Source organism: Ferrimonas balearica, from assembly GCF_019802055.1.
Classification (GTDB): domain Bacteria; phylum Pseudomonadota; class Gammaproteobacteria; order Enterobacterales; family Shewanellaceae; genus Ferrimonas; species Ferrimonas balearica_A.
Genome location: NZ_JAHVHW010000012.1, coordinates 122,566 through 140,943, shown reverse-complemented (window position 1 = coordinate 140,943; position 18,378 = coordinate 122,566). Strand labels below are relative to the sequence as shown.

At 60.5% G+C, this 18,378-nt stretch carries 17 protein-coding genes; 11 read left to right on the top strand and 6 right to left on the bottom strand.

Annotated features, from left to right (window positions below; genetic code table 11):
• Window positions 1–59 precede the first annotated feature (59 nt).
• Window positions 60–989 (top strand): GTP cyclohydrolase FolE2, encoded by a 930-nt coding sequence (gene folE2 / locus KUV52_RS17465; protein ID WP_222527221.1) that lies wholly within the window; start codon window positions 60–62, stop codon window positions 987–989.
• 78 nt (window positions 990–1,067) lie between these two features.
• Here folE2 and KUV52_RS17460 read toward each other — a convergent pair whose 3' ends face one another.
• Window positions 1,068–2,009 carry a TIGR01212 family radical SAM protein gene (locus KUV52_RS17460; RefSeq protein ID WP_222527220.1) on the bottom strand — a complete coding sequence of 314 codons (942 nt, stop codon included), beginning with the start codon at window positions 2,007–2,009 and terminating at the stop codon, window positions 1,068–1,070.
• A 407-nt stretch (window positions 2,010–2,416) separates the two neighbouring features.
• Here KUV52_RS17460 and gltB point away from each other — a divergent pair, with 407 nt between their 5' ends.
• Window positions 2,417–6,868, top strand: coding sequence for a glutamate synthase large subunit (gene gltB, locus KUV52_RS17455; RefSeq protein ID WP_222527219.1), 4,452 nt, complete (start codon window positions 2,417–2,419; stop codon window positions 6,866–6,868).
• Window positions 6,869–6,881: 13 nt separating this feature from the next.
• Entirely contained in the window at window positions 6,882–8,294 is a 1,413-nt protein-coding gene (locus tag KUV52_RS17450; protein ID WP_222527218.1) for an FAD-dependent oxidoreductase, read from the top strand.
• Window positions 8,295–8,354: 60 nt separating this feature from the next.
• Here KUV52_RS17450 and KUV52_RS18945 read toward each other — a convergent pair whose 3' ends face one another.
• The 3 genes from KUV52_RS18945 to KUV52_RS17440 all read right to left on the bottom strand — a co-directional run bounded on the left by KUV52_RS18945 (window position 8,355) and on the right by KUV52_RS17440 (window position 10,037).
• A complete protein-coding gene (locus tag KUV52_RS18945) occupies window positions 8,355–8,480 on the bottom strand; it encodes a hypothetical protein (RefSeq protein WP_261390106.1) in 126 nt (41 codons plus the stop codon).
• A 140-nt stretch (window positions 8,481–8,620) separates the two neighbouring features.
• A complete protein-coding gene (locus tag KUV52_RS17445; protein ID WP_222527217.1) occupies window positions 8,621–9,097 on the bottom strand; it encodes a Spi family protease inhibitor in 477 nt (158 codons plus the stop codon).
• Between the two features lie 16 nt (window positions 9,098–9,113).
• Complete coding sequence (locus KUV52_RS17440; protein ID WP_222527216.1) at window positions 9,114–10,037, bottom strand: C-GCAxxG-C-C family (seleno)protein; 924 nt, start codon at window positions 10,035–10,037, stop codon at window positions 9,114–9,116.
• A gap of 449 nt (window positions 10,038–10,486) precedes the next feature.
• On the opposite strand from KUV52_RS17440, the gene KUV52_RS17435 reads away from it, so the two are divergent.
• The 8 genes from KUV52_RS17435 (at window position 10,487) to KUV52_RS17400 (ending at window position 16,108) form a co-directional block, all read left to right on the top strand.
• Window positions 10,487–11,266: a transcriptional regulator gene (locus tag KUV52_RS17435; RefSeq protein WP_222527215.1), complete on the top strand. Its 780-nt coding sequence runs from the start codon at window positions 10,487–10,489 to the stop codon at window positions 11,264–11,266.
• Complete coding sequence (locus tag KUV52_RS17430) at window positions 11,259–11,768, top strand: hypothetical protein (protein WP_222527214.1); 510 nt, start codon at window positions 11,259–11,261, stop codon at window positions 11,766–11,768. The genes KUV52_RS17435 and KUV52_RS17430 overlap by 8 nt, the downstream gene beginning before the upstream one ends.
• An 87-nt stretch (window positions 11,769–11,855) precedes the next feature.
• Complete coding sequence (gene mtnN, locus KUV52_RS17425; RefSeq protein WP_222527213.1) at window positions 11,856–12,551, top strand: 5'-methylthioadenosine/S-adenosylhomocysteine nucleosidase; 696 nt, start codon at window positions 11,856–11,858, stop codon at window positions 12,549–12,551.
• A gap of 8 nt (window positions 12,552–12,559) precedes the next feature.
• A complete protein-coding gene (locus tag KUV52_RS17420) occupies window positions 12,560–13,522 on the top strand; it encodes a cobalamin biosynthesis protein (protein ID WP_222527212.1) in 963 nt (320 codons plus the stop codon).
• An 8-nt stretch (window positions 13,523–13,530) separates the two neighbouring features.
• Entirely contained in the window at window positions 13,531–13,914 is a 384-nt protein-coding gene (locus KUV52_RS17415) for a DUF2721 domain-containing protein (protein WP_222527211.1), read from the top strand.
• Window positions 13,911–14,540, top strand: coding sequence for a trimeric intracellular cation channel family protein (locus KUV52_RS17410; protein WP_222527210.1), 630 nt, complete (start codon window positions 13,911–13,913; stop codon window positions 14,538–14,540). The genes KUV52_RS17415 and KUV52_RS17410 overlap by 4 nt, the downstream gene beginning before the upstream one ends.
• 17 nt (window positions 14,541–14,557) lie before the next feature.
• Window positions 14,558–15,064 carry a nuclear transport factor 2 family protein gene (locus tag KUV52_RS17405; protein ID WP_315900197.1) on the top strand — a complete coding sequence of 169 codons (507 nt, stop codon included), beginning with the start codon at window positions 14,558–14,560 and terminating at the stop codon, window positions 15,062–15,064.
• 165 nt (window positions 15,065–15,229) lie between these two features.
• Window positions 15,230–16,108 (top strand): mechanosensitive ion channel family protein, encoded by an 879-nt coding sequence (locus KUV52_RS17400; protein ID WP_222527209.1) that lies wholly within the window; start codon window positions 15,230–15,232, stop codon window positions 16,106–16,108.
• A gap of 56 nt (window positions 16,109–16,164) precedes the next feature.
• Here the strand turns inward: KUV52_RS17400 and KUV52_RS17395 are convergent, their stop codons facing one another.
• Both KUV52_RS17395 and KUV52_RS17390 read right to left on the bottom strand, forming a co-directional pair.
• The gene (locus tag KUV52_RS17395; protein WP_222527208.1) at window positions 16,165–17,625 is read right to left on the bottom strand and encodes a catalase; all 1,461 of its coding nucleotides are present in this window, start codon (window positions 17,623–17,625) and stop codon (window positions 16,165–16,167) included.
• A 254-nt stretch (window positions 17,626–17,879) separates the two neighbouring features.
• A complete protein-coding gene (locus KUV52_RS17390; RefSeq protein WP_222527207.1) occupies window positions 17,880–18,263 on the bottom strand; it encodes a hypothetical protein in 384 nt (127 codons plus the stop codon).
• Between the last annotated feature and the right edge of the window lie 115 nt (window positions 18,264–18,378).

The window sequence follows — 18,378 nt, the reverse complement described above, 5'->3', positions numbered from 1 at the left end:
GTGTTATAATCGCCGCCCTCATGCAGTACCGGGTGGAAACAATGACGGAGAATCTCAACATGCCGACAACGATGCCCGACGTGGCCAGCAGCAGTAAAGCGCAAGTCACCGGCACGCTGGACTGGGTCGGGATGAGCAACATCGAAATGCCGATGAGCATCAAGGCCGACGATGGCCAGGTGCGGCAGATCAGCACCCGTGTTGAAGCGTTTGTGAATCTGGCTGAGCCTCAGGCCAAGGGCATTCACATGTCCCGCCTCTATCTGGCGCTGGACAAGCTCTCTCTGGAGCAGGAACTGACCCTGCAGAGCCTGAAGGGGCTGCTGGACAACTTTGTCACCAGCCACGAAGCCCTGTCGGATCGTGCCCAGGTAACCTTTTCCTTCGATTACCACCTGCGTCGTCCCGCTCTGCTGTCCGGCAACCACGGCTGGCGCAACTATCCGGTGGTCCTGATTGGTCGCCTGAACCAGGGCCAGCTGGACTTGGAGCTGAAGGTGGATGTGGCCTACTCCTCCACCTGTCCCTGCTCTGCCGCCCTGGCGCGTCAGCTGATCCAGGAAGCCTTTGAGCACCAGTTCCACGGTCAGGAGCAACTGGAGATGGACACTGTCCACCAGTGGCTGGGCACCACCGCCGGTATCGTCGCCACTCCGCACAGCCAACGCAGTGTGGCCGAAGTTAAGGTCAAACTGGCCGACACACTCAACGAGCTGCCGATCCTGGCGCTGGTTGAAGCGGTTGAGAACGCGCTGAAGACGCCGGTGCAGGCCGCAGTGAAGCGTGAAGACGAGCAGGAGTTTGCCCGTCTGAATGGTCAGAACCTGATGTTTGTAGAAGACGCCGCTCGTCGTCTGAAGCACGCTCTGAACCAGGGCGAAGGCTATACCGACTTCTGGCTGCGGGTGAATCACCTGGAAAGTCTCCACGCTCACGATGCCGTGGCCGTGGACACCAAAGGGGTTGAGGGCGGTTATCTGCCTTACTGATCCCGAGTCGCCAGACACAAAAAAGCGCCTTAACCGGCGCTTTTTTTGTGTCTTTCTGTTGGGGAAGCCGGCGGCCGATCAGACCTGGGGCTGAAAAGCACGGTTGAGGGCAGTGCCCTGGCCGCCATCCCGCTTGAGGCGTTCAATCAGTCCGTTCATCACCAGCCATTTATCGCCACACCAGTCCGGTGCAATCAGCTCTGGCGGACGCGCGTAAGCGCTGACCCGGTGATACACCACCTCCGGCGGCGTCTGGCGGATCAGTGAGGCGGCGCAATCCATGTAGGTGTCCTGGTCCCACAGTTCAAGACGTCCGGCCCGCCACTGCTTGGCCATAATGCTGCCCTCAACCACATGCAGCGGATGCAGCTTCAACCCATCGGTGCCCACCTCGAGTACCCGCTGCAAGGTGCGCTCAGCGTGCTCCGGCATCTCCCCCGGCAGGCCCAGGATAAGATGGGTACACACCTTCAGGCCGTATAGCCGCGCCCGGGCAACGGTGTCCGCGTAGGCGGTAAAGTCATGACCCCGGTTGATCTTCTTCAGCGTCTCATCGTGCGCACTCTGCAACCCCAATTCGAGCCACACCTCCATCCCTTGCTGTTGGTAACCCGCCAGCAGCGCCAGTACCTCTTCCGGTACACAGTCAGGGCGGGTGCCCACGCAGATACCAACGATGTCGGAAACCGCCAACGCCTCCTCATACTTGCGTTTAAGCACCGCATACTCATCGTAGGTGGAGGTGTAGGCCTGGAAATACGCCAGGTATCGCTTGTCCGGCCGGACCTTCCCGCCTTCCCTTCGGGCACGCCCCTCCACCAGCTGCTCCGCCACACTGGCCTGGGTGCCGTGTTCAGCGCTGAAAGAGGAAACATTACAGAAGGTGCAGCCCCCCACGCCCAGACTTCCATCCCGGTTGGGACAGGTAAAAGCGGCATCAATGGTCAGCTTGTGGATCTTCTGGCCATAGCGGGTCGTCATATAGTGACCCAGGGTGTGGACGTAACGGTTGAGTCCCAATTCCGGCTCCGGCGGTTGATGAAAAAGCGCGCAATCATAGCAATCCGTGATGAGGATCGCGCCGATCCCGATCACAGGCCGATAATCGTTGGTTATCGCCCAATAAAATCAGTGCGCTCCATTTTGGGGCCATGACTTGGGGCCCCAAATCATGGCTATCGCCCCAATGACGCGCAACCCAGAGGGGATTTTCTGGTCAAACTGCATATTGTGCCGCTCGCCCTGCCCTGTTGATTTCCATTCGTCAAGCGGCCTTATACCAATTTGGCATGGTGTTATCGCGTCATCTCGGGGCAATGCCGGATTGACCAACCTCTGGCCGCGGCAGTAATTTAGTTGGTTCGATTGCATAATTATGTGGTTGCACCCGTGTCGGGCATGCGGCAGGGCAACCTTGGAGGAATGGAATGGCGCTGTATCAACCAGGGTACGAACGGGAAAACTGTGGTTTTGGCCTGATCGCCCATATGGAGGGCGAAGCCAGCCACCGCGTGGTGCGCACCGCCATCAGTGCATTGGACCGTCTGCAGCATCGGGGGGCCATCGGTGCTGATGGCAAGACCGGAGACGGCTGCGGCCTGCTGCTGAAAAAACCGGATGGCTTCTTCCAGCACATCGCCTCAGAGCAGGGTTGGCGCCTGTCCAACAAATACGCCGTCGGTATGATCATGCTGGGCCAGGACCCAGTTCGCGCGCACCACGCCAAAGCCATACTGCAGCAGGAACTGGAGCGGGAGACCCTCAGCGTTCTGGGCTGGCGTGATGTGCCGGTCAACCTGGACAGTCTCGGCCCCATTGCAGCGCGCTCAGTGCCCGCCTTTGCCCAGGTGTTTATCAACGCCCCAGTGGGGTGGCGCAGCCGCGATCTCGAGCGCCGCCTCTATATGGCACGCCGTCGGGCAGAGAAGCAGTTGGCGGATGATCCTGACTTTTACGTTTCCAGCCTGTCCGGGCAGGTGATCGTCTACAAAGGCCTGATGCTGCCCCGCGACCTTCCCACCTTCTACCCGGACCTGGCAGATCTGCGGATGCAGAGCGCCATCTGTCTGTTCCACCAGCGCTTCTCCACCAACACTCAGCCTCGCTGGCAGCTGGCTCAACCGTTCCGCTATCTGGCGCACAACGGTGAAATCAACACCATCAACGGCAACCGCCAGTGGGCGGTGGCGCGCCAGTACAAGTTTTCTTCGCCGCTGCTGCCTGACCTTCAGGACGCCGCCCCCTTTGTGAACCAGTCCGGTTCTGACTCCTCCAGCCTGGACAATATGCTGGAGATGCTGCTGGCAGGGGGCATGGACATTAAGCGGGCGATGCGTCTGCTTATCCCGCCGGCGTGGCAATCCAATCCGGATATGGACGCCGACCTCAAGGCGTTTTACGACTTCAACTCCATGCATATGGAGCCCTGGGATGGCCCCGCAGGCGTGGTGCTGACGAACGGCCGCCACGCCGCCTGCGCGGTGGACCGCAACGGCCTGCGTCCCTCCCGCTACGTCATCACAAAGGATCGCATCCTGACCCTGGCCTCCGAGGTGGGGATCTGGGACTACCAGCCGGACGAAGTGGTGGAGAAGGGCCGGGTTGGTCCCGGTGAACTGCTGGTGCTGGATACCTTTACCGGCAAACTGCTGCGCTCCTTCGAGATCGATGAAGATCTGAAGAGCCGCCACCCCTATGCCGAGTGGATGAAGACCAACTCACGCCGTCTGGTACCCGGTGACAACCTGCCTCGGGAAGCGGCCGGTCAGGCGCAATGGGATAACGGCACCCTGGTGCGTTACCAGAAGCTGTTTAATGTCTCCCGGGAGGAGCTGCGCGAAATCCTCTGGCCTCTGGCAGAGGGGGCCGCTGAGGCGGTTGGATCCATGGGCGACGACACGCCGATGGCCGTGCTCTCCACCCAGGTGCGTTCGCTGTACGACTACTTCCGCCAGCAGTTTGCCCAGGTGACCAACCCGCCCATCGACCCGCTTCGTGAAAAACACGTGATGAGCCTGGCCACCTGCATCGGTAAGGAGCAAAACCCCTTTAACGAAACCACCGGCCACGCCAACCGGGTGATCTTCGATTCTCCGGTACTGCTGTACAGCGACTTCGCTCAGCTGCGGGCTCTGGACAACGACCACTACCGCTCTGAACTGATTGAGCTGAACTACGCCCCGGAAGAGGGGCTGGCCGCCGCTATTGAGCGGATCGCCGACGAGGCGGAGAACGCCGCCCGGGAAGGCGCCACTATGGTAGTACTGTCGGACCGAGATATCGCTGCCGACAAACTGCCGGTACCGGCGGTCATGGCCGTTGGTGCCGTTCAGCGCCGCCTGGTTGTCCAGCAACTGCGCTGCGACACCAACATTCTGGTGGAAACCGGTTCCGCCCGGGATCCCCACCACTTTGCGGTTCTGCTGGGCTTCGGTGCTACCGCCATCTACCCCTATCTGGCCTATGAATCCATTGCGGAGTTGGCCAAGGATCGGGGTGAAGCGGAACGGGTGCGTGACCTGCTGCTGCAGTACCGTCGCGGCATCGACAAGGGGCTGCTGAAGATCCTCTCCAAGATGGGGATCAGCACCATCGCCAGCTACCGCTGCTCTCACCTGTTTGAGGCGGTGGGTCTGGCCAGCGATGTGATTGAGCTGTGCTTTAAAGGGGTGCCCGCCCGCATTGAGGGCGCGGACTTCACCGACATCGAAGCGGATCAGGCTCTGCTCCACAAAGCCGCATTCCGCCGCCATCAGCCCCTGGCCCACGGTGGCCTGCTGAAGTTTGTCCATGGCGGGGAGTACCACTGCTTTAACCCGGATGTGGTTCAGACCCTTCAGCAAGCGGTCAACAGCGGTGATCAAGCCGCCTATGACCGCTACGCCACGCTGGTAGACCAGCGTCCCACCGCCACACTGCGGGACCTGCTGGGGCTCAAGCCCGATCAGGACGCCATTGCACCTGACAAGGTGGAGGGAGCCGATCAGCTCTACTGGCGCTTCGATACCGCCGCCATGAGCATCGGTGCCCTGGGGCCGGAAGCGCACGAAGCCCTGGCAGTGGCCATGAACACTCTTGGAGGCCACTCCAACTCCGGAGAGGGGGGCGAGGATCCCCGCCGCTTCAACAGCCCGGGCAACTCCCGCATCAAGCAGGTGGCCTCCGGCCGCTTTGGCGTCACCGCCGCCTACCTGATGAGCGCGGACGTTATCCAGATTAAGGTGGCACAGGGTGCTAAACCCGGCGAGGGTGGCCAGCTGCCGGGCCATAAGGTCAGTGCGGAGATCGCCACCTTGCGATTCAGCCGCCCCGGGGTGACGCTGATTTCACCTCCGCCCCACCACGACATCTACTCCATCGAGGATCTGGCGCAGCTGATCTTCGATCTCAAGCAGATCAACCCTAAGGCCCGGGTGTCGGTCAAACTGGTCTCCGAGCCGGGCATCGGCACCATCGCCTGCGGTGTGGCCAAAGCCAATGCCGACATGATCACCGTTTCCGGCTACGACGGCGGCACCGGTGCCTCACCGCTGACCTCCATCCACTATGCGGGCAGCCCCTGGGAGCTGGGTCTGGCGGAAGTGCAGCAGGCGCTGGTGGCCAACGGCCTGCGCCATAAAGTCTGTCTTCAGGTGGACGGCGGTTTGAAGAGTGGTCTGGATGTGGTTAAAGCGGCCCTGTTGGGCGCCGAGAGCTTTGGTTTCGGTACCGCGCCGATGGTGGCACTGGGGTGCAAATACCTGCGTATCTGCCACCTCAACAACTGCGCTACCGGCGTGGCCACCCAGGACAAGCGCCTGCGGGACAAGCACTACCACGGTACGCCAGAGAAGGTGATGCGCTTCTTCCAGTTCGTGGCGGAAGACGTTCGCCGCCATATGGCCGCACTTGGGGTCTCCGAGTTTAACCAGATGATTGGCCGCAGCGACTGGCTGACCCAACTGCCGGGCCAAACAACCCGTCAGGCCAAATTGGACCTGAGCGACCTGCTGGAGCGTGCCATTCCTGATGCGGATAACGCCTGCTACAGCACCGAACTCAACCCGCCTCTTGACCAGGGCGAGCTCAATCAACAGATGCTGCAACTGGCCAGCAACGCGGTCGCCATCAAGCAGGGCGGCGAGTGGTGTATGCCGATCCAAAACACGGACCGCTCCGTCGGTGCCACCCTGTCCGGTCACATCGCCAAGCTGTGGGGCAACCAGGGCATGGCGGATCAGATCCTCAGCTTCCGTTTCAGCGGTACCGCCGGACAGAGCTTCGGGGTCTGGAATGTGGGCGGCGTGCGCCTGGAGCTGTCCGGTGACGCCAACGACTACGTGGGCAAAGGGATGACCGGCGGTGAGTTGATTGTCCGTACCCCGGGCGGCGTTGCTTACGACAGCGCCGAGTCGGTGATCATCGGTAATACCTGCCTCTACGGCGCCACCGGCGGCAAATTGTTTGCTTCCGGCAAGGCGGGCGAACGCTTCGCGGTCCGTAACTCCGGTGCATTAGCGGTGGTCGAGGGCTGTGGCGACAACGGCTGCGAATACATGACCGGCGGCGTAGTCGCGATTCTAGGCCAAACCGGCGTTAACTTCGGTGCCGGGATGACCGGCGGTTTCGCTTACGTGTTCGACCAGCACGATGATCTGGACCGACGCCTGAACCCGGAACTGGTGGAAGCCCTGCCGGTTACCGAACCAATGATTCAACATCACCTCAAGCAACTGCTTCAGGCGCATCTGGAGGCCACCGGCTCAGAGCGGGCGGAAGAGCTGCTACAGGATCTGACCTACTGGCTGCCCCGCTTCAAGATCGTTAAACCGCGCTCCAGCGCGCTGACGGATCTGCTGGCGCTGCAACACAGCCAGGAACTGAAAGTGAAGGCCGGGTAAGGAGGACAATACGGTGAGCAACGATTTTCAATTCCTCGATGTCGACCGCCAGGATCCGGCCAAACAGGCCCTGACCAAGCGAAAGAGCGACTTTGTCGAGATCTACCAGCCCTTTACCGACGAGGATGTCAGCCAGCAGGCGGATCGCTGTCTGGATTGCGGCAACCCCTACTGTGAGTGGAAGTGCCCGGTGCACAACTTCATTCCGGACTGGCTGAGGCTGGCCAAAGCGGGCCGCATCATTGAGGCGGCAGAACTCTCCCACCAGACCAACTCCCTGCCGGAGATGTGTGGCCGGGTTTGCCCTCAGGATCGTCTCTGTGAAGGGGCCTGCACCCTGAATGACGACTTTGGTGCCGTCACCATCGGCTCGGTGGAGAAATACATCACCGACACCGCCATCGCCATGGGCTGGCGCCCGGACCTGTCCGGGGTGGAACCCCGCCCTGAACATATCGCCATCGTCGGCGCCGGTCCTGCCGGGCTGGCCTGCGCGGATGTGCTCCGCCGCAACGGCGCGCAGGTAACCGTCTACGATCGGATGCCCGAGATTGGTGGCCTGCTCACCTTCGGCATCCCCAGCTTCAAGCTGGAGAAATCGGTGGTGCGTAAGCGGCGCGAACTGCTGGAGGGGATGGGGATCCGCTTCGAGCTGGGCGTTAACATCGGCACCGACAAAACCTTTGATGACCTGCTGGGCGACCACGACGCGGTGTTTCTGGGCATGGGGACCTATAACGCCATGGCGGGCGGCCTGCCCGGCGAATCCGCCAAAGGGGTGCACCAGGCCCTGCCCTTCCTGATCGCCAACACCGCCAAGTTGGAGGGGTACCAGACTGAACACCAGTATGTGGACCTGAACGGCAAGCGAGTGGTGGTACTGGGTGGGGGTGACACCGCCATGGACTGTGTCCGCAGCGCGGTCCGCCAGGGCGCCACCAGCGTTCAGTGTGCCTACCGCCGTGACGAAGCCAATATGCCCGGCTCAGCCCGGGAGGTGCAGAATGCCAAAGAGGAGGGGGTGGAGTTTCTCTTCAACCGCCAGCCTCTGAGTATCGAAACCAACGCCAACGGCGAAGTGGTGGCGGTACGCTGCTGTGAAACCCAACTGGGCGAACCGGACGAAAATGGCCGCCGTCGCCCCGAGCCGGTGCCGAACTCTGAAGTCCTGCTTAAGGCGGACGCGGTGCTGATCGCTTTCGGTTTCCAACCCAGTCCTCCGGGCTGGCTTGGTGAGCACGGCATTCTTACCGATGAGTGGGGCCGGGTTCGAGCACCGCAGGGAGGCGCTTTCGCCTTCCAGACCAGTCACCCTAAGGTGTTTGCCGGTGGCGATATGGTGCGCGGTTCCGACCTGGTGGTCACCGCCATCGATGAGGGCCGGCGCGCCGCGGCGGGCATACTCGACTTCCTGGATACGCAATAGCGGTATCGCGTTCCGTTTCCAATCCCGCCCATGGCGGGATTTTTTTTGGTTTCAATGCCGCTAGGGCCCTTGCCGGATCCTGGCCAGCAGCATCTGGCCGGTTTGGCTCATCGGGATCAATACAGCGCCTATCAGCATCAATATCACCAGCCCAAGGCTGACACACAGCAGTTGCAGCAACATCATTCACGCCTCCTGCGGTTGTCCCTGTCGCCATCATGCGATCCCTGTTACTGCCCACATTGGCCAGGATCAAATTCCCTTTAAGGATCATAAAAACGTCAAAAAAAGACCCCCGCAATGGCGGGGGTGCTTGGTTCAGGGGATTACGCTTCCGGCGCTGGGGGATCCAACACTTCCGGAGGCGTGCTGGCCTGCGCGCCAAACACCTGAATCAACAACTTCACCGTCTCGCTCCGATCCCCCAGAGCGGGAGCCCGGTCTGGCGTAAAGCTATAGTGGCCTGGCTCATCCTCGACCAGCTTACCCAAACAGTCCGGCACCAACTGACCGCAACCAAAGCGTTCGCCGGTATGCCAGGGCATGGAAAACGCGGTGTCGTATGTCCCGGGATAGCCCAGGTAGGTCACGGCGTAGTCTTCTGCTCCGGTCACCGCCAGCCCGGCGCCATCCTCCAGAGTGAACACCACGGTGGCGTCATCACCGAGGCTGTGCAGGGTCAGCACCAATGCCTGAGCCTCGTCGATGGGCACGCTGGTGGGCGGTGCCGGGCTGTCATCGTCGCTGCCGCAGGCGGCCAGTGTCAGTGCCAAGGCGGCGGCCGAGAGTATGCGTACTTTCATATCCCCTCCGGATCGACTAGTGGCAATCATTGCAGGTGGCGTTTTCATGGACGCCGGTCAGTCCCGCTTCCACATCGTGGGGGCTGTGGCAGGTCTTACACTCCATCTGGCTCGCCACATCGGTGCTGATGTAGGCGTCCGGCTCTGCCTTGCTGCTGGCGTGGCAGCCCATACAGCTGGCGTTATCCGGTGACTGGGTTTCAGCGCTCAGGGTACCGGCCAGAGACTCGTTCAGGTACTGCACCGTGACGTAGGCGATCTCGGCGGTCACCTGAGCGCAGCGCTCAAACTTGGCGTTATGGCTGGAGCCATACTTGCTGGCCTTGGACCAGAGTGACACCGAGGTGTGGCATAAGATGGAGTTGGCCACAGACTGGCCTACCTTATCCGGCGTCAGCAGTTCACCGGCATCGTCGGTATAGGTCGGGGCACCGATGGCAGTCAGGAACTGCGCATCGCCACGGGGCATCGCGGTTTTTTCGTAGTAGCGGTACACCGAGCGAATGACGGCGGGGCGATCCACACCACCCAACACATTCACCGCCATCGCCGTGGCATTCAGACAGCCACACAGGGTGCCCCACCCGGCAATGCCACCACCACCGTAAGCGGCGAAGTTGGTGGGAATGGCGGCGAACTGGCAGGCGTCCTCATGCCCCTGCACCGCCAGCTCCTGCACAATGGCATCAAACACGCCGTACATACAGCCACCACGGCCATACCCGGCATAGGCCCGCTTCGCGACAGCCATCGGGTCGAGCTGTACGTAGGTCAGCAAGTTCTGACCCAGGTCACCGCCGCCTCCGCTGCCGATGCCAATCTGAGTATCACCGCCACAGCTGGTGGCAGCCATCGCTTTCGGTCCGATAAGGGCCGTGCCTGCGACGGTTCCGGCAATGCCAATGATGCGGCCCATGGCCTGACGTCTGTCCAAACTCATCTTCATAATCCCCTGCAATGGAATGTTCTTAAGCCCGACTTGCGTCTGTCGGGTTGAGGCCAGTCTAGGCAGTGACGGGATCGCTCGGATGAGTGGCGGATCACACTAATTTAGAAGGTCAAAAACCGAAGTTGGCGGGCATTTTGCGGCGAACATTTTTATTCTCCGGCCCCCTTAAACGCTGACAAGCTCCGCACAAAAACGCCCATGACGCGGTAATAATCGAGTCAAATGTGAAGCTAATGGAAGGGCGGGTTAATTAGTGGTGAATTTGCCAAATCCCATGGCAGTGAATTTGCGGGCCTGGATCACAAGCCGTCACTTGCACGCCTATTCGACGCCAATTCCGATAAAAATTCGAGGCTTGGGGCGTAGATCCAGATCACGGCGAGGCCTTTCCCGGCCCGTTAGACTCAGGCAAACTTGTATCTAATATGACCGAGTTGGCAATGATCGAGATCGGCTCCTGCCGCTATCAGCCTGAGCACCACCGTCTTACCGACGCCAGCGGGCACACCTGGGATCTGCCCCGCGCCGAACAGATGGTGCTGTCCACCCTGTTGGCTCACCAGGAACAGTCGGTAGACAAGCACACCCTGCGTTGTGGCTCTCATCCGGACCCGCAGATCAGTGAATCGGCGGTTGTCCGTGCCGTGTTTCAGTTGCGCCATTTTCTCGGTGATGATGACCACTGCCTGATCCAGACCATCAAGGGCGTGGGTTACCGGCTCACTCTGATCCCCGCAGTGGCCGACAGTGAGATATCACCCTCCAGCCCACCGCCTGCCGCCGCAACAGCCAAACGCTGGAAGGGCTGGTCGAAAGTGAGTTGGGGCATTGGCGCCATCGCACTGCTGCTGTTGGTGATTCATGGCCCGTTCCGACAGTGGAGCGGCCCTCTCGATAATCCCAACCTGCCTGAGCCCATCGAACTCTCTCTGGGGGACGACCAGTCACTCTCCCTCTATTGGCTTAGCCCCGTCAGCAGCCACGTTGTGGATCTGGGTCAGTTTGCCAACCGTCTGACCGAACTGTTTCGCCCCTGCGACAACACCCCGTGGGAAACGGTTTACGCATCGCTCTCCAGCGATCAGCGGGTACTCAATCTCACCCTGTACGGTGAGGACAGCCACCACACCCGGCTACGCAACCTGAAAATCACCGACCAGCGCAGCCACCCCGATTTTCTGCCACAGAGCTGGCAAGCCCAGGAGCATCTCTGTGATTAAGCGCCTCTCCTCCTACTGGCCGATGGCCCTCATCCCCCTGGCCCTTATCCCGCTACTGGCGGTGCACTTCTGGCCCCGTGGGGACAACACCTGGCTGCTGAATTGTCATAACGAGCTGTACGAGAGCGACCAGTCCGACGCCATGCAGCACTACATGATTGCGGATTTTGTCCTGTATGGAACCGCCGCTCGCATCTACTACCGCTACTTCACCACCGACGGCAAACCGGTGGCCAACATCATCATGCAGGGTAAGCGAATGAGCCGGGATGACTCCCGCTTTCCCCTGGCAATGAGCATGGTTAAGCACGAGGTGCTCGCGCCCGGACTGCCACTGCCAGCGCACTTTGAGCAGTTGGTGGATTTCAGTGATCGCAACCTCGCCAATGACGGCGTTCACCACACCAGCATAGAAGTGCTCCGGCACGACCCGGACAGCCAATCCATGGTGGTTCGCTTTCAGCCCAGCCAGGCGGTCTGTTCCTGCGTTTACAGCCGCTAAACCCCGTTAGCAGGCGGTGACGGATCCCGAGCTTTGGTGATATCCTTGCCGCCAAATTCTTATCCAATTCAACCGGGACCCATCGTCATGAAAATTGGCATTATTGGCGCCATGGAGCAGGAAGTTGCCCTGCTGCGCAGCCACATCGATGATCTGACCATCGACACCATCGCAGGCATCGAGTTTTACCAGGGCCGTTTGAACGGTACCGAAGTGGTACTGACCCGCAGCGGCATCGGTAAAGTCACCGCCGCCGTTGCCACCGCCGTGCTGATCGAGCGCTTCGAGCCCGACTGCATTATCAACACCGGTTCCGCAGGGGGGTTTGCCCAGGAGTTGGCCATTGGTGATGTGGTGATCTCCTCCGAAGTGCGCCACCACGATGCCGATGTGACCGCCTTTGGTTACGAGATTGGCCAACTGCCGGGTCAACCCGCCGCTTTCCGCCCGGAGCCTAAGCTGGTTGCTGCCGCCAAGGCTGCCATCGCCGAGGTGGGTGAAGTGAAGGCGATCGAGGGCCTGATCTGCACCGGCGACAGCTTTATCGCTGATCCACAGCGCACCGCCACCATGCTGGCCAACTTCCCGGCTATGGCCGCGTGTGAGATGGAAGCCGCTGCCATCGCCCAGACCTGCCACCAGTTTGGTAAGCCGTTTGTGGTGATCCGCGCCATCTCCGACAACGCCAACGATGACGGCGCAGTGGATTTCGACAGCTTTATCGTCAAGGCCGGTGAGCACTCCGCCAAAGTGGTCATGGCGATGCTGCCCAAGGTGAGCTGAACCCCGTAATGGAGACACTGGGCCCCTATCACAGCCTGTTGGCGCCACCCTTTATGCTGGCGCTGGCGTATCTACTGTCGATGCTGATCCCGGAGTCCTGGCGTCCCCGTTACCTGCTGGCGCCTCTTGCCGAGGCGCTGGTTCAGAAAACCAACCGTTCCCAACGCGCGCCCGAGCAGCGCCGCCTGGCAGGGGGACTGGCTCTGAGCCTGCTTCTGCTTCCTGCTCTGCTGCTGACCTACCTGCTGACCGGACTGACAGCCTACCCCCTGCCCTTTGAACTGGCATTGCTGGCCTGGCTGATGCCCGGTCCCGCCCTGGCGCGGGATACCGACACCCTGTTTTCCCGGCTGATTGCAGGCCAGAAGGCGCAGGCGCGCGGCGCTCTGGTCCACTGGACCATCCGCGATACGCAAAGCCTGTCGGAGCTGGGCCTAGTCAAAGCGGGCATTGAGGTGCAGTTGCATCAGGCACGGATGCAACGCTTCTCCCTGATGTTCTGGTACGCCCTGGGCGGCCCGCTTGCTGCCTCTTTGAGCTGGCTGGCCAATGAGCTGGCGCGGTTCTGGCATCCTGATCGTCCCGAAATGCACAGTTTTGGCCATTGGCCGAGTCGGCTGTCCGAGGGCTTGATGATGCCGGTCAACGGTCTGTTGGGCCTGACCCTCTCCCTGTATGGCAATCCGATGGCGCCCTGGCGGGCCAGTCATCAGTTGACCGGCGATTGGTTCAGCCGCAGCCAGCAGTGGCCTCAGCTTTGCCTGGCCTGCTCTCTGCAGCGTCAGTTGGGCGGCCCCTGGCAGTTGCAGGGGCAGCGTCACCTTCGTCCCCGTCTGGGACCCCCTACTCCGCCGGAACCTGAGGATCTGCTCCGCACCCGGCGCCTCTTGAGTTACGCCACCTGGCTGTGGCTGGCCCTGCTGTTCCTGGTAGGCGCCACGCTGGCCCTGGTCTGGCACCATCTGATCTGAACAACACCATGCCTTTGAGTCTGACTACACCGGCCCTGCTGTTCTCGGCCATCTCTCTGCTGCTGCTGGCTTACACCAACCGATTCCTGTCGTTGGCGGCGCTGATCCGCTCCCTGGCAAACCAGGCGGCGGACTGCGGGGTGGCTGAGGCCCAGATCGCCAATCTGCGTCACCGCATCCGCCTGATCCGCTGGATGCAGGAAGCGGGCGTATTGAGCTTTACCCTGTGCGTATTGAGCATGTTGCTGATATACCTGGATAAAGAGGGATTGGCGGTCTGGAGCTTCGGCGCCAGTCTGGCGCTGCTGCTCTACTCATTGGTGCTCTCTGTGGTTGAGATCCGCATCTCCCAGAAAGCCCTGGACATTTTTTTGGATAGCCTGAAACGATGAATGACTTCATCTACGCCATGGATCTCTTTGGCACCGCCGTTTTCGCCATCTCCGGCGCCCTCGCCGCAGGGCGCCTGCGGATGGACCCCTTTGGCGTTCTGGTGCTGGCACTGGTGACCGCAGTGGGTGGCGGCACCGTTCGCGATGCCATTCTCGGCACCACGCCGGTGTTCTGGATCACCGACACCAACTACATCTGGCTGGTGATGCTGACCGCCGCCCTGATGATGGCGCTGGTGCGCTGTCCCCGCCGTCTGAGTGGCCGCTGGTTTCAGGTGGCGGATGCCATCGGACTGGCGGTGTTTACCGTGATTGGCGCACAAAAGGCGCTGGTGGCGGGTGCCGAGCCGATGATCGCCGTGATGATGGGCACCATGACCGGCGTGGTCGGGGGGGTGATCCGCGATGTGCTGTGCCGTGAGGTGCCCCTGGTGCTGCGTACTGAGATCTACGCCACCGCCTGCATCGTGGGCGGGGTACTCTATACCCTGAGCCTGCATTTCGGACTGGGCACTGAGATCGCCGCCTCGCTGGCGATGCTGGGTACACTGCTGCTTCGGATGGCGGGCATCTTTCTGGGCTTGTCACTGCCGGCCTTTGCCCTTGATAATCCCAAGTCACCCTGACTCAAGGAGCTGAATCTGTGCGTGTACTGCTGTTGCTGACTCTCTGCCTGCCCCTGATTGTCCTGGCCTCTGATGAGGTGGACACCGGCCCCCAGAAGCCCGCGGCGATCCAACTGGCCGAGGAGTACATGGCCGCGTTGACCAACCGCAACTACAGCAGACTCTCGCAGTTTTACGACCGCGAAACCGTACTGACGGACCAGATGGCGGGCAAAACGCTGACGGGACGACGGGAGATCCTCTCGTTCCTGCGCCGCATCCACACCTATACCCAGGAGTACTACTTCAACGCGGACCATATGTTCTATAAAGGCTCCCGCGTGGTGATGATCGGCAACTACTACTACAAGGCGCGGGGGGATCTGTTTGGCTACCCCGGTGAATCCGTGACCTTCAGTCTGCCGGGCGTCACCACCCTGAAACTGGATATGGAAAACCGCCGCATTGAGGAGCAGATCGACCTCCTCGATTACCACACCATGGAGGATCAGCTCTCCTCGCATCCCTCACTGGCGGTGCCCTGACCCTCAAGCGGGGCTCTCCCCGCTTTAAGCCTCACACTCTCCTTGTTCAACGCTATGCCGATCACGGTTCACAACCGCTGGCGGGTTTAAACTTGCCCGCCTTTCAGTCTCTTACCAGACTGAACTGTAACCACTTCCGGTTTGGTGCTTTTTGAGGATGTTTCCATGGAAGAGATGGAACAGAACGTACAAGAGAGTTTGAAACTGGTGAGTACTCTGACCGAGAAGGGTCTGGATCTCGCCATCGCCTACGGACCCAAGCTGCTGCTGGCCATTGTGGTGCTGCTGGGTGGTCTGTGGTTTATCAGCGGCCTGGTGAAGGTTGTCGACAAATCGATGGACCGCGCCAAGGTGGACATCACCCTGCAGCGCTTCCTGCTGAGCATCATCAGCGTCGGCCTGAAATTTATCCTGCTGGTGATCTTCGCCTCCATGATCGGCGTTGAGACCGCCTCTCTGGTGGCGATGCTGGGTGCCGCCGGTCTGGCCATTGGTCTGGCGCTGCAGGGCAGTCTTGCCAACTTCGCCGGTGGCGTGCTGATCCTGCTGTTCAAGCCGTTTAAGTTTGGCGACGTGATTGAAGCCCAGGGCTTCCTCGGCCGGGTGCATGAGATCCAGATCTTCAACACCATCCTGCTGACCATGGACAATCAGAAGGTGGTGATCCCCAACGCCCTGCTGTCCAACGGCTGCATCAAAAACCTGTTCAGCGAGCCGACCCGTCGTATCGATCTGACCTTTGGCATCAGCTATGACGATGACATCAGCATCGCCAAAGAGGTGCTGGCCAAACTGATGGCGGAGGATCCGCGCATCCTCAAGGATCCGGCCCCTGAGATCTACGTAGGTGCCCACGCGGACAGCTCCATCAATCTGCTGGCCCGCCCCTGGGTGAAGTCGGAAGATTACTGGCCGGTGCATTTCGACATGATGGAGAAGGTGAAAATCGCCTTCGACCACAACAACATCACCATCCCCTTCCCACAACGGGATGTGCATCATCACGGCCTCTCCCCCCACCTGCTGGGCACCGACGACGCCTGATGGTTTGCAACCAACAAAAAGCCCGCCGATTGGCGGGCTTTTTTTATGAGCGGTGATTAGCGCAGTGCGGCAATTGCCTGGCTGATGCCAGCAGCGTAAGCCGGGTCAGCCTGCTCGAAGTGAGCCAACATGCGAGCCTGCACCTCAGGCGTCACCTGACTCAGGGTAGCGGCGATGGTTTCGCACAGCGCCTGCTGTTGGTCAGCGCTCATCAGTCGGAACAGATCCCCCGCCTGGCTGTAGTCGTCCTCCACCGTTTTGTCATAGCGGGCCATGGCGCCGGCAATGTCCATCGGCGGCTCAGCATACTGGGCCTGCTGTTCCGGGCCACCCTGAGTGTTGGGCCCGTAGTTCACGCCACCGGCGCTGTCCGGGGTGCGGCCATGGAAGGGGCAGCCCGCTCCGGCCATCGCCCCGCCACGCTGATAGTGGTTCGCCTGGCTGGCATGGGGGCAGTTCACCGGCAATTGGTTGTAGTTGGCGCCGATACGGTAGCGCTGGGCGTCTGCGTAAGCGAACAAACGGGCCTGCAGCATCTTGTCCGGAGAGGCACCCACACCGGGAACCAGATTAGAGGGCGCCAGCGCGGCCTGCTCCACCTCGTTAAAGTAGTTCTCCGGGTTGCGGTTCAGCTCCAGTACGCCGATCTCAATCAGGGGATAGTCCTTGTGGGGCCATACCTTGGTGAGGTCGAAGGGGTTCAGGTGGTACTGCTCCGCCTCCGCTTCCGGCATGATCTGCACATTCACCGACCACTTGGGGAAATCGCCATCTTCGATGGACGCGTACAGGTCGCGCTGAGCGTGGTCCGGGTCGATCCCTTTGAGGCGATCCGCCTGCTCATTGGACAGGTTCTTAATGCCCTGCAGCGTCTTAAAGTGGAACTTCACCCAGAACCGCTCACCCTTTTCATTCCACAGTGAGAAGGTGTGACTGCCGTAGCCGTTCATATGGCGGTAGCTGGCAGGGATGCCGCGATCTGACATCAGTACGGTGACCTGATGCAGCGCTTCCGGATTCAGTGACCAGAAGTCCCACATCGCCTGCGGATCCTTCAGGTTGGTTTTCGGATTGCGCTTCTGAGTGTGGATAAAGTCCGGGAACTTGATGCCATCACGCAAGAAGAATACCGGGGTATTGTTGCCGACAATGTCGTGGTTGCCGTTTGCGGTGTAGAAGCGCAGTGCAAAACCGCGCGGGTCGCGCTCGGCATCGGCGGAACCGCTCTCGCCACCAACAGTGGAGAAACGCAGGAACACTTCGCTCTGCTTACCCTCACCACGGAAATGGTCCGCAATGGTGTACTCAGACAGGTCGCGGGTCAGGGTAAAGGTGCCGTAGGCGCCGGAACCTTTGGCGTGCACCACCCGCTCCGGGATCCGCTCACGGTTGAAGTGCGCCAGCTTCTCAATCAGTTGCCAGTCCTGCAGCATTACGCCGCCACGTGCACCGGCACTCAGGCTGTTCTGGTCGTCAGCAATGGGGGCGCCATTTTGCGTAGTGAGTCGTTGATTCATGGTGGGTGTCCTCGCTCGTTGTCCCTGCCCGGGACGCAATCCAGTCATACAGGCCATACCACATGGCGGGCCTCCTCTTAATCTCTGGAAACGATAATAGCCACCACCACCAATCGAATCTAACGCAACAAAGAGGTCATCCTGTTCGCATTTTACGATTGGTTTTAATGATCCAAATCAATGAAATCGACAGAGACCAGGCTGAAGCCATAAAAAAACCCGCCAGATGGCGGGCTTTCGGCAGAGAGGACAGCTTACTCCTGATGGTAGCTGCCTTCCCAATCGCCGTAGTTGGCGTCACCCGCCAGTACAGTCAGCTCCGGAGCCTGACCGAAGATCTTGGCCAGTACATCGGAAACAGCAGCCACAACGGCTTCCACTTCACCCTGCTCAGTGAAGTAGGTGACCGCAACGTGGAACTGATTGTTGAAATAGGCGATAAACAGGTCCCAGCCCTGCTCCATCTGGAGGGCAGTCAACGCTTCGTCCAGAGCGTCAAACTGCTCAATGTCCTGGGAAAAACGAAACTCAACGCAGGTTTCCGCAAACGGGCCCAGGGCGAATTTCTTCAGATGACGGGCTTTGTGATGAGATTTAACGGCCGGCTTGGCCTGCTCAGGTACGGAAATAATGGACATGAAGCCTTCCTCAGGATTGACGCCGGATGGCCCGGCAACTGAGCGCAGGGTACGCGAGCACCGGATTGGGCGCAAATAAAAAAGGCCGTACTGCGTACGGCCAAGCCCCAGAACA

Coding starts and splice junctions, on each gene's coding strand:
- KUV52_RS17395 (WP_222527208.1), bottom strand. CDS start 17,625: ATGAATCAACGACTCACTACGCAAAATGGCGCCCCCATTGCTGACGAC.
- gltB (WP_222527219.1), top strand. CDS start 2,417: ATGGCGCTGTATCAACCAGGGTACGAACGGGAAAACTGTGGTTTTGGC.
- KUV52_RS17400 (WP_222527209.1), top strand. CDS start 15,230: ATGGAAGAGATGGAACAGAACGTACAAGAGAGTTTGAAACTGGTGAGT.
- folE2 (WP_222527221.1), top strand. CDS start 60: ATGCCGACAACGATGCCCGACGTGGCCAGCAGCAGTAAAGCGCAAGTC.
- KUV52_RS17435 (WP_222527215.1), top strand. CDS start 10,487: ATGATCGAGATCGGCTCCTGCCGCTATCAGCCTGAGCACCACCGTCTT.
- KUV52_RS17415 (WP_222527211.1), top strand. CDS start 13,531: ATGCCTTTGAGTCTGACTACACCGGCCCTGCTGTTCTCGGCCATCTCT.
- KUV52_RS17420 (WP_222527212.1), top strand. CDS start 12,560: ATGGAGACACTGGGCCCCTATCACAGCCTGTTGGCGCCACCCTTTATG.
- KUV52_RS18945 (WP_261390106.1), bottom strand. CDS start 8,480: ATGATGTTGCTGCAACTGCTGTGTGTCAGCCTTGGGCTGGTGATATTG.
- KUV52_RS17410 (WP_222527210.1), top strand. CDS start 13,911: ATGAATGACTTCATCTACGCCATGGATCTCTTTGGCACCGCCGTTTTC.
- mtnN (WP_222527213.1), top strand. CDS start 11,856: ATGAAAATTGGCATTATTGGCGCCATGGAGCAGGAAGTTGCCCTGCTG.
- KUV52_RS17445 (WP_222527217.1), bottom strand. CDS start 9,097: ATGAAAGTACGCATACTCTCGGCCGCCGCCTTGGCACTGACACTGGCC.
- KUV52_RS17390 (WP_222527207.1), bottom strand. CDS start 18,263: ATGTCCATTATTTCCGTACCTGAGCAGGCCAAGCCGGCCGTTAAATCT.
- KUV52_RS17440 (WP_222527216.1), bottom strand. CDS start 10,037: ATGAGTTTGGACAGACGTCAGGCCATGGGCCGCATCATTGGCATTGCC.